This window comes from Novosphingobium sp. PP1Y (genome assembly GCF_000253255.1).
In the GTDB taxonomy this organism is placed as follows: Bacteria; Pseudomonadota; Alphaproteobacteria; order Sphingomonadales; family Sphingomonadaceae; genus Novosphingobium.
The window spans coordinates 99,913-115,350 of sequence record NC_015583.1 but is presented as its reverse complement, the minus strand read 5'-3'; the positions used below and the strand labels follow the sequence as shown (position 1 = coordinate 115,350).

Below are 15,438 nucleotides of genomic sequence, written 5' to 3'. Positions count from 1 at the left end.
CATTACCTCATTTGCAAGCCGAACTATCGAGACTTGACTGTGCGTGCCCGTATGATAGCGCTACCAGCATGATTGGGAGAGGTTTCGCTTCTGGCGCCGGACAGGTGTCGATCCTTGCGCGCATTGGCATGTTGCTGTTTGTATCGCTGTGCGCGATCCAGGCAGGGCCTGCCCGCGCCGAAGACGGCTATGCGCTTTGGCTGCGGTACGCTCCCTTGGACGAGGCAACCGCAAGCGCGGTGAACGCGCGCCTTGGAACTCCTGAACTGCTCGGCAAATCCTCGCCGATCACGCAGGCTGCTCAAGCGGAGCTGGCGCGTGGCTTGGGGGCCATGCTCGGTCAGTCGGGTAAGGGTAAAGCGCCAGTCCTCGCCCGGGCCGGGCGCCTTTTCGGACAAGATGCCGGTCTGGCAAGGCAGCTGGCAGGATTGCCGAGCGGGGCCTATCGTATTGCACTGGGGCATGATGGCCGTGTCGTCATCGCCGCCAATGACGATATCGGGCTCCTCTACGGCAGCTTTGCGCTGCTGCGTCATGTGGCGAGCGGCGAGGATCTGGACGCCATCGATCTGACCTCGGCTCCTGCCCTTCCGCTGCGAATGCTGGACCATTGGGATGACCCCGATGGCTTTGTGGAGCGCGGCTATGCCGGCCGCTCGATATTCGACTGGTGGTTGCTTCCGGATCATCTCGATCCGCGCCTCATCGATTACGCCCGCGCCAACGCGTCGGTCGGGATCAATGGGGTGGTCGTGAACAACGTCAATGCGTCGCCCCTGATGCTGACGCCGCGTTACATCGAAAAGCTCGCCCGCCTGGCGAATGCATGGCGCCCCTTCGGCATCCGCGTATTCCTGTCAGCGCGCTTTTCTGCTCCCCGCGACCTGGGCGGACTGACCACTGCCGACCCGCTCGATCCGCAAGTTCGCCGTTGGTGGAAGGAAAAGGCCGACGAGATTTATACCTCCATTCCCGACTTCGGCGGATTCCTGGTCAAAGCCAATTCGGAAGGCCAGCCCGGTCCGCAGGACTATGGTCGTACCCATGCCGATGGCGCGAACATGCTGGCGCAGGCGCTCGGAAGTCGAGGCACGGTGATCTGGCGTGCCTTCGTCTACGCAAGCGGTTCGGAGGCCGATCGGGTCAAACTCGCCTATGAGGAATTCAAGCCTCTTGACGGAAAATTCGCCGACAATGTGATCCTTCAGGTCAAGAACGGACCCCTTGATTTCCAGCCGCGCGAACCGTTTCACCCCCTGTTCGGCGCAATGCCGCACACCAGAATGATGCTGGAAGCACAGATCACCAAGGAATATCTGGGCCTTGCGACCCATCTCGCGTTCCTCGCGCCGCTCTGGACCGAAACGCTGGATGCAGATACCGGCCATGGCAAGGGCAACCGGACCCTCAGCGTAGCGCAGACTTTGGCGCAGGGTGGCATGGCTGGCGTCGCGAATACGGGATCTGACCGCAACTGGACCGGCGGACATTTCGATCAGGCCAACTGGTATGCCTTTGGTCGGCTCGCCTGGTACCCGGAGCTGACAGCCGATACTATCGCGCGCGAATGGGCGGCCCAGACTTTCAGCCGTGATCCCGCCTTTACGGTGCCTCTGGCGGAGATGATGGTCGGCAGCCGGCAGACCGTAGTCGATTACATGACCCCACTTGGGCTTGCCCACCAGATGGGCACCGGACATCATTACGGCCCGGCGCCTTGGGTATCGGATCTGTCGCGACCCGAATGGAACCCAACCTATTACAACCGCGCAGACAAGTCGGGTATCGGCTTTGACCGGATGGCAACAGGCAGCAATGCACTGGCCCAATACGCGCCGAGCGTCGCGGCGCAATGGGCGGATCCCGCGACAGGCAATGAAGACTACCTGCTTTGGTTCCATCATCTTCCGTGGGAATTTCGGACACGGTCCGGCAGCACATTGTGGGCCGAACTGGTCGCGCGGTACGATCGCGGCGTTGCCGGGGTGGACGCGATGGCTGCGCAGTGGGCCGAACTGTCACCTTATGTCGATGCGCAGCGCCATCGCGATGTTGCGCAATTCCTGGCGATCCAGAAGCGCGAAGCGCGTTGGTGGCGCGATGCGTCTATCGCCTATTTCAGCACGGTCTGCGGCTGCCCCTTGCCGTCTGGAGCCCGGCCACCTGCGCATGGGCTCGATTGGTACGAGGCCCTGCGCTTTCCCGATGCCCCGGGCAATCCATGACTTTGGCGAACGAGACAAGAAGGAGAGCAACGTGATCCGCAGCAGGTACCTGATCCTTGCCATGGCCGCGGCCAGTTTGCCGGGAGCCATCGCCGCACAACCTGTCGCGCACGTGGCCGAGGTGGAATATCAGGCTGGTCCCCAGCCAGATACGGCTCCGGGCGAATTCCGCAATCCAGTCCTGCCCGGCTTCCAGCCCGATCCTTCGCTGGTGAAGGTGGGCAAGGACTTCTACCTCGTCAATTCGACCTTCGCCTGGTTTCCGGGGATCCCGATCTACCACAGCCGCGACCTTGTGAACTGGCGGCAGATCGGGAACGCCATCGACCGGCCCGGCATGTTTTCCTTCAAGGGCATGCGTACCAACGATGCGGTATTCGCACCCGCCATCAGCCATTACGGCGGCAAGTTTCGCATTCTCGACACATGCGTGCGATGTGGCGGAAACTTCATGCTCGTGGCGGACCGGCCTGAGGGCCCCTGGTCCGATCCGGTCTGGCTAGACTTCGAAGGCATCGACCCGTCGCTGTTCGTCGACGAGGACGGCAGCGCATGGGTGGTCAACAATGGTGCGCCCGAAGGCGAACCCCGTTATGAGGGGCATCGCGCCATCTGGATCCAGCGCATCGATCTTGCCTCGGGCAAGATGTTCGGCCCGCGCAAGGTCCTGGTCGATGGCGGAGTGCATCCTGAAGACAAGCCAATCTGGGCCGAAGGACCGCATATCTTCAAGCACGACGGATGGTATTACCTGACAGCCGCAGAAGGCGGCACTGCAGAGGACCATTCGCAGACCATTTATCGCTCGCGGCAGGCCGATGGCCCTTATGAAGCCGGTCCGGTCAATCCGATCCTGACGCAGCGCGATCTGCCGGCGGATCGCCCCTCGCGTGTCGAAGCGACCGGCCACGCGGACTTCGTGAGTCTGGACGATGGCAGCTGGTGGGCGGTCTTCCTTGCCACAGTGCCCTTCGAAGGGCAGTCGACGCTGCTCGGTCGCGAAACGTTTCTACTCCCGGTGACCTGGAAGAACGGTTGGCCCTTGATCCTGCCTAAAGGCGCCGCCGTTCCCCTGACGGCAAAGCGGCCGGCCCTAGCCACCGACGGTAAAGTGGACTTGACTCACTGGCGGGACACGTTCGCCGGTCTAGAACTGGCGGCGCAATGGCTGCAACTGCGCGATCCCTCGGGACCGCCGTGGTATCGGATCGACAATGGGCTGGACCTGACGGCCCGCCCGGTCGCGCCGGGGAGCCTGGATGGGCAGCCCGCCTTTCTCGGTCGGCGCCTGCGCCAGCAGACGGCACGCGTCAGCGCGCAGATTGCCTTTACGCCCGAACGGGACGACGACTATGCCGGCCTGATGGCCTTTATGAACGAAGACCATTTCATCAGCATCGGGATCACGAGGGTCGAGGGGCAGCAAAGGATAGCCTTGCGCGAAAGGCGCAGCGCGGATCAGCCTGAAAGCGGCGTAACCGTTGCCAGCATGCCCTTATCGGATGGAGGACCGGTCGAATTCGCCATTTCTCTCGACCGGGGAACCGCCGACTTCGCCTGGCGTCCGGCAGGGCAGGGCGACTGGCGATATCTTGTGCGCGGCCAGAACGTTGAACACATGGCTTCTGTGCACGGCGGTTTGTTCACCGGAACTGTAATCGGTCCATTCGCGCAGCAGGCCTCCACTAATCAATAGGCGAATACTTGCCATTATCGAACGTGCAGGACTTGCCGAAAGGCATGAATCAATCTATGATAGCGCTATCAAACGGAGGGGATTCGGGGCCAATGCCCGACAATCTAGTAGATATCCTGCCCGCGGATTTCCGCGAAGGCTTGTTCGCCGGACGTGCAGAAAGTGAGTGCGGGCCTCATGTTATCGCAATCCGGAATGGCGAATTGTTCGACATTACCGAGCAGGTTGCGACGATGTCGGGTGCCGTCGCGCGGCGCAGCTTCTCGGGTGGGCGGCACATCGGTGCAGTGCAGGACGGCCTGCCCGAAGGCTGGCGCCTGATTTCACCTGTCGATCTGCAGTGCATCAAGGCCTGCGGCGTCACCTTTGCCCTCTCTGCAATCGAGAGGGTGATCGAGGAACGGGCGCGCGGGGATGCGGCGAAGGCCGCCGAAATCCGCGATCTGCTGGAAGAGCGTGTCGGCAGCGGCATCCGGTCCGTCGTTCCGGGAAGCGACGAGGCCATGGCGCTCAAGACTGCGCTGATCGATCAGGGTATGTGGTCGCAATATCTTGAGGTCGCGATCGGACCCGACGCCGAAGTCTTTTCCAAATCGCCGGTTCTTTCGACGGTCGGCCATGGCGCACTGATTGGCGTGCGCTCGGATTCGAGCTGGAACAATCCCGAACCCGAAGTGGTGCTTGTCGCCGATGCGAGTGGCACGGTTGTCGGCGCGACCCTCGGCAACGACGTCAATCTCCGCGATTTCGAGGGTCGTTCGGCGCTTCTGCTGTCCAAGGCCAAGGACAATACCGCGTCCTGCTCGATCGGCCCTTTCATCCGTCTTTTCGACGACGGTTTCACGATCGACGATGTGCGTTCCGCAAATGTCGACCTTCTGATCGAGGGCACCGACGGGTATCGGCTCGAAGGCACGAACCGAATGAGCGAGATCAGCCGCGATCCGCTCGATCTGGTGAACCAGACTTTGAGCGAGCATCACTATCCGGATGGTTTCGTGCTCTTTTGTGGCACACTGTTCGCGCCGACCCAGGATCGCGACACGCCCGGCGGTGGGTTCACGCACAAGCTCGGCGACAAGGTCACCATTCGTTCGGAAAAGCTCGGAAGCCTGTCCAATGTGGTAACCACTTCCCGTGAGGCTCCCCCCTGGACGATGGGCATTGCGGCCCTGATGCGAAATCTCGCCGCGCGAGGCCTGATCGAGAAGGTCTGAAGCGCATGGCACACGGTAGCTATCCGACCGGACAGGCGCAGTTGCCGGTCAGAAGTGCCGGAAGCGTCGATAAGGAATGAACCAGTATGGTAATGAAAAACACAGCTGCGACAGGTCGGCTCAGATAATGGCAGACAAAGCGAACGTCGAGGCGCGGCACGCGATCTATCCGAGCCTGTCGGGCAAGCGGGTGATCGTAACCGGTGGCGCTTCCGGTATCGGTGAGGGCATGGTCGAGGCGTTTACCCTCCAAGGTGCGCAGGTGACTTTCCTGGACATCCAGGAAGAGGCGTCGCTGGCCCTGGTCAAGAGACTTGCGAATGCACCGTTCAAGCCGGACTTCGAGCTTTGCGACATAACCGATATCGAAGCCTTTGGTCAGGTGCTCGACAGGATGCTCACTTCCCTTGGCGGCTGCGATGTCCTGATCAACAATGCTGGAAACGACGACCGCCACGCAATTGAAGACATCACGCCCGATTATTGGGACGAACGCATGGCAGTGAACCTGCGGCATCAGTTCTTCGCCGCAAAGGCCGTGATCCCGGCGATGAAGGCAGCCGGCAGCGGTAGCATCATCAACCTCGGATCGATCAGCTGGCATCTCGGCCTTGAAGACCTGGTCATCTACCAGACTGCAAAGGCGGCCATAGAGGGTCTCACACGCAGTCTCGCGCGGGAATTGGGCCGTTCCGGCATTCGCGTGAATTCGGTGATTCCCGGCAATGTCCAGACGCCGCGGCAGATGCAGTGGTACTCGCCCGAGGGTGAGGCCGAGATTGTCGCTGCGCAATGTCTGGACGGTCGTATTCAGCCGCAGGACATTGCTGCCATGGCGCTGTTTCTGGCATCCGATGACGGGCGGTTCTGCACATCGCACAATTACTGGGTGGATGCCGGATGGCGGTGAGCGGCCCGGTATCGCTTGCCTTCGATGCCGGCGCGATGCTGGGCGAGGGGCCTGTCTGGGACACGGCGCGTCAGTGCTTGTGGTTCGTCGACATCAAGGGGCACGCAGTATGGCGCTTCGATCCTGAAGGCGGCACATCGCGCCGGATCGATGCGCCCGACCAGGTGGGTTGGGTCCTTCCGACCAGTGCTGGTCGGTTGCTTGCCGGACTGAAGAGCGGCCTGCACCTGATCGATCCGCATCCGGGGCATTTTGAGAAGACGGCGACGGTTCCCGGCGAACCGGCGGACAATCGCCTCAACGATGCCTGCACCGACCGGGCAGGGCGCGTGTGGTTCGGATCGATGGATGATGGCGAGCAGCAGGAAACAGGGCGCTTCTATCGCTATGAACGCGGCTCCATCGTCGCGGTCGGTCCTACGGGCGTCACCATTACCAACGGTCCGGCGGTGAACGGAAACGCAGACCTCGTCTACTTCGCCGATACCCTTGGCAGAAAGATATACGTAGCGGAGCTGGGCGAAGACGGCTTGCCTGGCGCACCCCGCCTCTTCGCGGACATCGCGCAGGATTTTGCCGAGGCCTATCCGGACGGTCCTGTCGTCGATGCCGAAGGATGCGTGTGGACCGGCCTTTGGAATGGCTGGGCAGTGGCCCGCTATTCACCTGAGGGGCGGCTATTGGAAACCGTGCCCTTGCCGGTCGCAAACGTCACCAAACTTGCCTTTGGCGGAGCGGATCTGCGGAGTGCCTTCGTCACGACCGCGCGAAAGGGCCTCGATGGGGCCGCGTTGGAAGCCCAGCCGCAGGCAGGCGGGCTCTTTACCTTCCGCAGCGAAGTGGCCGGATTGGCCACGACACCGGTGGAGATGAAATGACCTATCGCTTTCCCCTGGCGCTTGCCCTTCTCGGTACCTCAATGCCGGCCCTCGCGGCTCCCGCTCTTTCACCGTACTGGACCGATCATGCAGTGATCCAGCGCGGCAAGCCGATTGCAGTTGAAGGGCGCGCCGATCCCGGTGAGCGCGTAAGCGGCTCGCTCGGCGATGAGAGCAGCGAAGCCGTGGCAGGCAGCGACGGGTATTTCACGCTGAAGTTCAAGGCCCATGAAGCAAGCCGGTCTCCTCTCACCCTCACGGTCGGCAACCGTCAGGTCCGCGATCTGCTGGTGGGCGATGTCTGGCTGTGCTCTGGGCAGTCCAACATGGCCTTCATGGTGAAACAGGGCCTCAATGCCGCCACGGAAATCGCATCATCTGCGGACGATGGCTTGCGCTTGCTGCGCGTACCCGACGGATCAGCGGTAAGTCCGCAAGCGCGTTTCAGCACGCCTGCACAGTGGGCGGCAGCCGCTCCCGATACAGTTCGCGATTTTTCCGCCGCCTGCTATTTCATGGCGCGCGAGCTGCGCGCCACCCTTGGCGTGCCCGTGGGCGTGATCAATTCCAGTTATGGCGGTTCGCAAATCCGCGTCTGGCTCACTCCCGAAAGCGGCAAGGCCCTTTACGGCGCCGAGCAGATGGACATGCTGCGATCGTTCGGTTCGGATGAACTGGGTACAGTCGCGCGTTTCGCTCCCACCTGGGAGAACTGGTATCTTCAGCATTCCGGCGGCACGGCGCCCTGGGTCAAGCCGGACAGTCTGCAATGGCAGCCCGTGCCGCAGATCAGCGTATGGAACGAATGGAAGGGCTCGCCCCTTGTCGAAAGCCCGATCGGAACCGTCTGGCTGCGCAGGGAAGTCGATCTGACTCCGGCTCAGGCGAAAGGCGGGGCCAAACTGTCGCTTGGCGTCATCGACGAAATCGACATGACCTGGGTCAACGGCCATCCGGTCGGCAATACCTTCGGTTGGGACGTCGAGCGTAATTATGAAGTGCCCGCTCGCTTTCTCAAGCCGGGCAGGAATGAAATCATCGTTGCCGCCACCAATACGTGGAGCACGGGCGGATTTACTTCGCCTGCGGACAAGTTGAGCCTCACGCCTGCCGGCGGGGCCGCGGTTCCGCTGGCTGACGGTTGGCGCTACAGCAAGGCACCGATGAAGGAGCTTCCCCCGCGCAGTCCCTGGGATACCAATGCCGGTATCGGCGTTCGCCATAATGCCATGGTCGCGCCGCTAGGCCATGTCGCGCTCAAGGGCGCGGCATGGTATCAGGGTGAAAGCGATGTCGACCTTCCCGGTTATCGCGACCGCATGCGCGAACTCTTTGCAGGCTGGCGCAAACAGTTCTCATCAGACATGCGTATGCTCGTGGTTCAGCTTGCCAACTATGGGCCGGTGCAACTGGCTCCGACCAATTCCGGTTGGGCAGACTTGCGCGAAGAGCAGCGTCAATCGGTCTTGGCTGACAAGAACGCCGAACTCGTGACTGCCATCGACATCGGTGAGCGCACCGATATCCATCCTGCCAACAAACAGGTGCTCGGCCATCGGCTTGCCCTTGCAGCGCAAGGCATTGCCTTGCCTGAGCCGGTGAATGCCATGCGCGACGGAGAAAATGTGCGGGTCCGCTTTGCCGGTGTTGCTGGGAAGCTCGTCGCATGGAGCGCAAGCAGCCCGCTCGCATTCGAACTGTGCGGCGATACCCAGTCGACCTGCCGCTATGCAGCGGCGCGGGTGGACGGCGCCAGCGTGCTGCTGGCTGACGATGGGAAGCCTGCGACCCGTGTTCGCTACGCCTGGGCCGACAGCCCGGTCGTCAACGCATACGATGACAAGGCCATGCCCTTACCCGGTTTCGAACTCGATATCGCCTCGCGCTGAACAGGCCCGCATTGTGGATGCTGATACCTGAACAGGCAGGGGGTATCATTCCTCCTGCCTGCTGCCCCTCATGGCCCTGCGGGCAAGGCCCGGCGCGTTGTCGGACTGGCGCCGCACGATCGAGTAATCGAGCTTGAGATGCACGGGAACGCCGGCTTTGCCGCTACGTTCTGCCCGCAGTTCAGTGGCCAGCATTTCGAGCGCCGTGCTTGCCATCTCATGGATGGGCTGGCGGATGGTCGTCAGCTCAGGCCAGATCGTGCTGGCAATCGGCGTATCGTCAAAGCCGCAAACCGTAAGGTCCAGCGGCACGTCGAGGTGACGGCGCTGCGCCACCGCCACTGCGGCTGCCGCCATGTCGTCGTTGGAGGCGAAAATCGCGGTAGGGGGATCTGGCTGGTCGAGCAGGTACATGGCTGCATCGATGCCCGAGCGATATGTGAAGAGACCCTGCCGCACGAGACTTTCAGGCACATCGAGCCCGGCCGCCGCCATCGCGTCAAGATAGCCGGACAGGCGTTGTCCGCTTGCCGTCTGGTGGGGGTTGCCGATGACGAAACCGATGCGCTTGTGGCCAAGCCCGATAATGTGGTTCGTCATGTCATAGGCGGCTTGATACTCATCGATCATCACCGCCCAGTCGTCCGCTTCCGCCGTGCCCGGGCCGACCAGAACGGCACGACTGTCCAACTGGCGAAGCAGTTCCAGAAGCGGCTTTTCGTCGCTCAGAGGTGGGGGCAGAAGGAAACCGTCGATGCCGCTTTTCGTGAGACGTCGGATGACTTCGTCTTCGTCTTCGCCGAACGCGCAGCGTTCGACTACGAGGTGAACGTCACTGTGGCTCGCTTCTTCCAGACAGCCCATCAGGAATTCGCTGAGATAGGACGCTGACGGGTTGGTGTAGAGCAGCGCAATGCGTAATTGCGACGCGCCGGCCAGGCTTCGGGCGGCGCGGTTGGGCGAATAGTTGAGCTGTTCTATCGCCGCCTGCACGACCTTGCGGGTGTCTTCGCGTACGCTTGCTTCGTGGTTGATCACGCGGCTGACCGTCATCGGCGAGCAACCTGCCAAGCGCGCCACGTCGGCAATCGTCGGCCGACCTAATTGCTTGCGGTTGCCCCTCTTTTTCCGGCTTGTTGCGTCATCCTTCGCCATGTTGCGATCTAGTACCGGTTTCCGGCGTACCGCAAGCAAATGATGGGCGCGTAATGGCTCTTATCCGCAATGTTTGGCCCTTCTACGGGCTCATCAGCGTCAACTCGCGCATTCGATAGCTGCCGGGACGTGCCGTACGATCGATCCATCTGCACCATGAAGCCTCCGTTCTCGCATCCTGGAAATGGAAGGGCGCGGCCTTTCCGCACTGTAAGACCGCGCCCTTCTTTGTGCCGGGGAGGAGGAGAGAGAGTTCCCCGGCCTCGGGGGGAGAGGTTCAGCGTTCGTCCCAGCCCTCCATTTCTTCCAGTTCCTTGCCTCTCGTTTCATTGATGAAAGAGCGCACGAGGAAGAAGCTGATGGCGGCGCAGATGGTGTAGAACGCGTAAGTGAGGCCAAGGCCCAAGCCACTTGCCATGCCGGGGAAGGACTGGACCACTGCGTAGTTCGCGGCCCACTGGGCAAGACCGCACACGGCGAGAGCCGAGCCGCGCAACTGATTGGGGAACATTTCACCCAGCATGACCCACATGACCGGGCCCCAGCTCACATTGAAGAAGATAACGTAGAGATTGGCTGCGACCAGCGCGACCAGGCCGATCGACTGATCCAGCACCAGGTTACCCGCCACATCGAGCGTTCCGCTGGTAAAGACCCAGGTCATTGTGCCTAGCGTCACTGTCATGCCGGCCGAGCCTATCAGCAGGAGCGGCTTGCGTCCGATCCGATCGACAAGGCCCATGGCCACGAAACAGGCCGCAATGGATACGATACCGGATACGATGTTGCGTTGCAGGGCAGTCTCCTCGGACGCACCGGCGAGCTTCCACAGGGTTTCGCCGTAGTAGAAGATCACGTTGATGCCGACGAGTTGCTGGAAAACCGCCAGGACGAGCCCGGCCCACACAATCGGCCGCAGGATTGTGCCGGGTGCCATGACGTCACGCAGGCGCGGGCGGTGATCGTGCGAGAAGCTGGCCCGGATTTCCTTGACCTTGGCGCTTGCCGAGAAGGCGCCGAACAACCTTGCGAGAATGGCTTCCGCTTCGGTGTCGCGCTTGCGGCTGACAAGATAGCGCGGGCTTTCCGGAATGGTGAATAGCGCGATCAGGTAGACCGCCGCTGGCACCGATTGTGCAAGGTACATCCAGCGCCAGGCAGGATGACCGCCGATCATACCCAGCGAATCGCCCGCTGCCTGAGCCAGGAAGTAGTTCACCACGAAAGCCAGCGTCAGGCCGGTGATGATCATGACCTGTTGAACCGATGTAAGGCGGCCGCGCATGTGAGCGGGGGCGACTTCCGAAATGTAGGCCGGAGAAAGAACGCTGGCCGCGCCCACTGCCATGCCGCCGGCAAAGCGTGCAATCACGAAGATCGTGTGATCGGGCGTCAGACCCTGGATGAGGGCACCGATCAGGAAGATGACTGCCGAAATCATCATGACCCGCTTGCGCCCCATGGCGTCTGCCAGCCGTCCGGCCAGAAAGGCACCGGCGGCGCAGCCGATCAGCAGAGAACCGACGGTGAAGCCAAGCCCGGCATCGTCGAGCGCGAAAGCGTCCCGAAGACCTGCCTGGGTTCCGTTGACTGCGCCACTGTCATAACCGAAAAGCAATCCGCCGATAGTCGCAACCGCGACGATTGCGCCGACCAGCGACATCCTGACATTGTCTTGCCCGCTATCGTTCATCAGTTTTCCTCTCACCCGCCCAACATGCGGACTTGCCATTTTGTTAGCGCTACCTAAAACAGAATCCAGCAACTGCGCAAGAGGTCTGTGCAAGCAGATCGATTAATTCAACCGGTGAACATGGAAAGTCCCGGTATCCGTGAATGCAGGGTGCGAAAATGCAAGGATCAATTTGATTGAAGCATCGATGTGCTGCCGGGCATGTCACATTTTGCGGAGAGGAAAGAATGTACCGAACAGGATGGCGGTATGCCGCGACCTTGGGCCTGATGTCGCTTGCACAGGCGGCCTCAGCGGCCAGCGATGATGATGTCATTCCGGTCGAGGTCGAGGCCGACAAGACCGGTGCCACGATTGACCGGAATGTCTTCGGTCAATTTGCAGAGCACCTCGGCTACGGAATCTATGGCGGAGTCTGGGTAGGCAAGGATTCGAAGATCCCCAATGTTCGGGGTATTCGCAAGGACGTGGTCAGCGCACTGAAGGCTATAAAGGTGCCCAATGTCCGGTGGCCGGGTGGCTGCTTTGCCGACGAGTATCACTGGCGTGACGGGATCGGACCGCAAAGTGCGCGCCGTGCGACGGTCAACGCGAACTGGGGCGACTCGGGCGAGCCGAATACATTCGGAACGGACGAATTCATGGATTTTGTCAGCCAGATAGACAGCGAAGCCTACATTTCGGTGAATGTCGGTTCCGGCACGGTGCAGGAAGCCGCGGACTGGCTCGCCTACATGACAGCGCCTGCCAGCAGCGCTGCGGGCAAGGAGCGGGCGGCCAACGGTCATCCGGAGCCCTACAAGGTTCGCTATCTCGGCCTCGGCAACGAGAGTTGGTCATGCGGCGGCGCCATGCGCCCAGAATACTATGCGGATCTGATGAAGCGCTACGCCCGCTTTGTCCGCAACTACCGGCCCGAGCAGATGGAAAAGGGCGCGGCTCCCATGCAGCGTATAGCCGTGGGGCCCAATGGTCCGGATACAGCCTATACAGAGCAGGTCATGAAGACCTGGACGCAGCACGACTGGGCCTGGAATATCGAGGGCCTTTCCCTACACTCCTACACGACTGGCGGTTGGCCGCCATCGATGTCGAGCACCGATTTCGGCCGGGATGCTTATGCCTCGCTCGTCAAGGAAACGCTGGGGATGGACGCCATGATCGCCAGCCATTCCGCCATCATGGACAAGTACGATCCGGACAAGAAAGTTCCGCTGGTGGTCGATGAGTGGGGCGTCTGGCTGGAACCCGCACCGGGCACCAACCCGGGGTTCCTGATCCAGCAGAACTCGCTGCGCGATGCGATCATCGCGGCCCTGAACCTCAACATCTTTGCCCGTCATGCCGATCGCGTGCGGATGACGAACATCGCCCAGATGGTGAACGTCCTGCAGGCCATGATCCTGACCCAGGACGAAAAGATGCTGCTGACGCCTACCTATTACATCTACAAGATGTATGTGCCGTTTCAGGATGCGCGCTTCGTACCGGTGAATTTCGACGCTGGCACCTATCGTGAAGGAAGCGTCGAACTGCCGCGCGTCGATGCGATTGCCGCGCGCGGAAGAAACGGCAAGCTCTGGCTGTCCGTGACAAATCTCGACCCCTCACGAAAGGCGACGATCTCCGCCAGCTTCGATGGATTGACGATAAAGGCGCTGGCAGGCGAAGTATTGACCGGCCCAAAGGTCAATTCGATAAACAGCTTCGATAGTCCCGATGTGGTCGTGCCAAGACCGATCTCCGGAACGGTGCGCAATAACAAGGTCACCGTGGACCTTCCGGCCAAGTCCGTCGCGGTCTTTCGGCTTGACGAATAAGGAGATGGCAGCGGCCCACCCGACCGAGGTGGGCCGCCAGGTCCCTCCAGATCAGTGGGTCAGGGCAGCATTGCCCCAAGTCACGGGATCGGGAAAACGCACAGGCGTCGCGGTCCGGGCGACGATCTCCACAAGCTTTGCACCCGAGACGTCAGCCTTGATCGTGGAGGGAGCCTCGCCGAAGCGCTTGGGTTCGGACCGGGCAAGCAACCTGCCATCGCCGTAGACCAAGAATGTCACAGGCTCGCTCCTGTCCCGCGCGCTGTCATCCACACCGACCTCAGCGGAAAAGTGCTTGTATCCGGCATTGCGGATTTCCAGTCGCGAATTGGCAAGAACCCCGATCCCGTTTTGGTAACGTTGACCGGAAACGGCCAGTTCCTCGCCATATGGTGTTGCATCCGCCTGGGCGCCGCCCCAACCGCCATAGCGCGGATGTTCTCCATTGCCGTGGGTTGACTGCCAGGGCAGGATCGCGCGATGGGTCATCGGTTCTGCTTGCGGAACGGTAACACCATCCACGGCCGGATTCACGCTGCCCGGCATTTCCGACAGATAGTAGCCATCGGCCAGCACGCGCTTGCCCTTCGCCTTGAATACCAGCGCCTCGCGCGGGGCCAGCGTGAACTTATGCTCGCCCTTGAATCGCGTGGTCTCGCCAGTCCAAAGATCGGTAAGTTCGACATCGGCGCCGGCAAGGAACTTGAGGTGTTCGGCGGTGAGCACGGCGTCCAGCGGCGCGGAGGTGCGATTGAGGATCGCTACGCCCTTGGTGCCGTCGGCAAGAGTCTTGGCATAGATTTGCACATCGTCGGAGTCGTAGGCCAGTACCGCCTGATTTCCGGCCGGATCCTGATCGAGCGCGATGATCCGTTCATTGCCGAGGATCTCCATCAGCTCGGGCGCAGCATGGCGCAAGTCGTAGCCGATGATCAGGGGGGCGTTGAGCATTGCCCACATCGAGAAATGGGTGCGTGCCTCGGTCAGATGATCCGCGTCGAATTCCCCGCTGCCAATATAAAGCATGTCCGGGTCGTTCCACGATCCGGGCTGTGCGTAGAGGGCTCGCCGCGAAGTGCTATCCATGTTGAACAGCATGCGGCCCCAGATCGGGAAGATATCCTCGCTGGTGCGAGAGAGGTTCCCGACGTTCTTCGCCCAGGAGCGCACATCGGCCGATCCCCAGATGCATAGCGAGAACACGAAGTCGTTGTCGGGATTGTAGCGTTCCAGGGCGTCGGCCACCTTGCCGAACAGGGCACGCACCGCCGGAATGTTCGTCCGGCCCAGCGAATCGGAATCGATCAGCGGCGGAAAGGCGCGAAACTCTCCGGAGGCCACGCGCGGGCTCCCCTGCGGCAGGCCCCTGATGCCGCAGCCATCCACCTTGATCAGGTCGAAGCCCCACTCCGCGAAATAGAGGCCGATATCCCGGTCGACGTGATCGTAAAGGCCCACTTCGCGCTCGGCCACGGTGCCGCTGGGCAGACTGGCCTTTTCCTCGCTGTAGATCTGACCGCAGGAATTGCGCCCGATCTCCGAGTAGATGCCGGCTTTTAGTCCCATGTCGTGCAGCTTGTCCGTCAGCGGGCGAAAGCTGGTCGTCCCGTCGCTACGGATTGCCGAAGGGAAACGGTCGGTGCGGATGACGAGACGGCCGTCTGCCCCGCGCCGAGCCCACCAGCCTTCGTCAAGGTCGACATAGCGATAGCCCTTCGCAGCCAGCCCGGATGTGACGATGGTTTCGGCAGCGCCGAGAATCTTGGCTTCATTGATTTCGAGAGCAAAGGCGTTCCAACTGTTCCATCCCATCGGTGGCAGGGCGGCATTGCCTTTATCATAGGCGGTCCAATCGCCTTTCGGATCGAGTTCGTCGGCATGGGCCGCAGTCACGGTCAGAGCCAGGATGGCAACCGCGCCAAGGAGGCGAAAACCTCGTTTCATTCGGGATCTCC

10 protein-coding genes are annotated in these 15,438 nt (G+C 61.4%); 7 read left to right on the top strand and 3 right to left on the bottom strand.

The annotated features are described in order from the left end of the window. Positions 1 to 128: 128 nt before the first annotated feature. The 6 genes from PP1Y_RS01555 to PP1Y_RS01530 all read left to right on the top strand — a co-directional run bounded on the left by PP1Y_RS01555 (position 129) and on the right by PP1Y_RS01530 (position 8,815). Positions 129 to 2,225, top strand: coding sequence for an alpha-glucuronidase family glycosyl hydrolase (locus PP1Y_RS01555; protein ID WP_013836350.1), 2,097 nt, complete (start codon positions 129 to 131; stop codon positions 2,223 to 2,225). 31 nt (positions 2,226 to 2,256) lie between these two features. Beyond that, the gene (locus PP1Y_RS01550) at positions 2,257 to 3,921 is read left to right on the top strand and encodes a glycoside hydrolase family 43 protein (protein WP_158511823.1); all 1,665 of its coding nucleotides are present in this window, start codon (positions 2,257 to 2,259) and stop codon (positions 3,919 to 3,921) included. A gap of 92 nt (positions 3,922 to 4,013) precedes the next feature. After that, complete coding sequence (locus tag PP1Y_RS01545) at positions 4,014 to 5,138, top strand: fumarylacetoacetate hydrolase family protein (RefSeq protein ID WP_013836348.1); 1,125 nt, start codon at positions 4,014 to 4,016, stop codon at positions 5,136 to 5,138. Positions 5,139 to 5,265: 127 nt separating this feature from the next. Continuing rightward, positions 5,266 to 6,048: an SDR family NAD(P)-dependent oxidoreductase gene (locus PP1Y_RS01540; protein ID WP_013836347.1), complete on the top strand. Its 783-nt coding sequence runs from the start codon at positions 5,266 to 5,268 to the stop codon at positions 6,046 to 6,048. Continuing rightward, on the top strand, positions 6,039 to 6,926 hold the full coding sequence (locus PP1Y_RS01535; RefSeq protein ID WP_013836346.1) for an SMP-30/gluconolactonase/LRE family protein: 888 nt from the start codon (positions 6,039 to 6,041) through the stop codon (positions 6,924 to 6,926). The genes PP1Y_RS01540 and PP1Y_RS01535 overlap by 10 nt, the downstream gene beginning before the upstream one ends. Next, positions 6,923 to 8,815 (top strand): sialate O-acetylesterase, encoded by a 1,893-nt coding sequence (locus PP1Y_RS01530; RefSeq protein ID WP_041558189.1) that lies wholly within the window; start codon positions 6,923 to 6,925, stop codon positions 8,813 to 8,815. Before PP1Y_RS01535 ends, PP1Y_RS01530 begins: the two co-directional genes overlap by 4 nt. A 45-nt stretch (positions 8,816 to 8,860) precedes the next feature. On the opposite strand, the gene PP1Y_RS01525 is transcribed toward PP1Y_RS01530, so the two are convergent. Together PP1Y_RS01525 and PP1Y_RS01520 are read right to left on the bottom strand one after the other, a co-directional pair. Further along, positions 8,861 to 9,970: a LacI family DNA-binding transcriptional regulator gene (locus tag PP1Y_RS01525; protein ID WP_013836344.1), complete on the bottom strand. Its 1,110-nt coding sequence runs from the start codon at positions 9,968 to 9,970 to the stop codon at positions 8,861 to 8,863. A 277-nt stretch (positions 9,971 to 10,247) separates the two neighbouring features. Further along, on the bottom strand, positions 10,248 to 11,663 hold the full coding sequence (locus PP1Y_RS01520; RefSeq protein ID WP_013836343.1) for a sugar porter family MFS transporter: 1,416 nt from the start codon (positions 11,661 to 11,663) through the stop codon (positions 10,248 to 10,250). A 227-nt stretch (positions 11,664 to 11,890) separates the two neighbouring features. Between PP1Y_RS01520 and PP1Y_RS01515 the strand changes: the two genes are divergently transcribed. Then, positions 11,891 to 13,483 (top strand): alpha-L-arabinofuranosidase C-terminal domain-containing protein, encoded by a 1,593-nt coding sequence (locus PP1Y_RS01515; protein WP_051009920.1) that lies wholly within the window; start codon positions 11,891 to 11,893, stop codon positions 13,481 to 13,483. Between the two features lie 51 nt (positions 13,484 to 13,534). Here the strand turns inward: PP1Y_RS01515 and PP1Y_RS01510 are convergent, their stop codons facing one another. Then, entirely contained in the window at positions 13,535 to 15,427 is a 1,893-nt protein-coding gene (locus PP1Y_RS01510; RefSeq protein WP_013836341.1) for an NPCBM/NEW2 domain-containing protein, read from the bottom strand. Positions 15,428 to 15,438 lie beyond the last annotated feature (11 nt).

Coding starts and splice junctions, on each gene's coding strand:
- PP1Y_RS01555 (WP_013836350.1), top strand. CDS start 129: ATGTTGCTGTTTGTATCGCTGTGCGCGATCCAGGCAGGGCCTGCCCGC.
- PP1Y_RS01510 (WP_013836341.1), bottom strand. CDS start 15,427: ATGAAACGAGGTTTTCGCCTCCTTGGCGCGGTTGCCATCCTGGCTCTG.
- PP1Y_RS01545 (WP_013836348.1), top strand. CDS start 4,014: ATGCCCGACAATCTAGTAGATATCCTGCCCGCGGATTTCCGCGAAGGC.
- PP1Y_RS01515 (WP_051009920.1), top strand. CDS start 11,891: ATGTACCGAACAGGATGGCGGTATGCCGCGACCTTGGGCCTGATGTCG.
- PP1Y_RS01525 (WP_013836344.1), bottom strand. CDS start 9,970: ATGGCGAAGGATGACGCAACAAGCCGGAAAAAGAGGGGCAACCGCAAG.
- PP1Y_RS01535 (WP_013836346.1), top strand. CDS start 6,039: ATGGCGGTGAGCGGCCCGGTATCGCTTGCCTTCGATGCCGGCGCGATG.
- PP1Y_RS01520 (WP_013836343.1), bottom strand. CDS start 11,663: ATGAACGATAGCGGGCAAGACAATGTCAGGATGTCGCTGGTCGGCGCA.
- PP1Y_RS01530 (WP_041558189.1), top strand. CDS start 6,923: ATGACCTATCGCTTTCCCCTGGCGCTTGCCCTTCTCGGTACCTCAATG.
- PP1Y_RS01540 (WP_013836347.1), top strand. CDS start 5,266: ATGGCAGACAAAGCGAACGTCGAGGCGCGGCACGCGATCTATCCGAGC.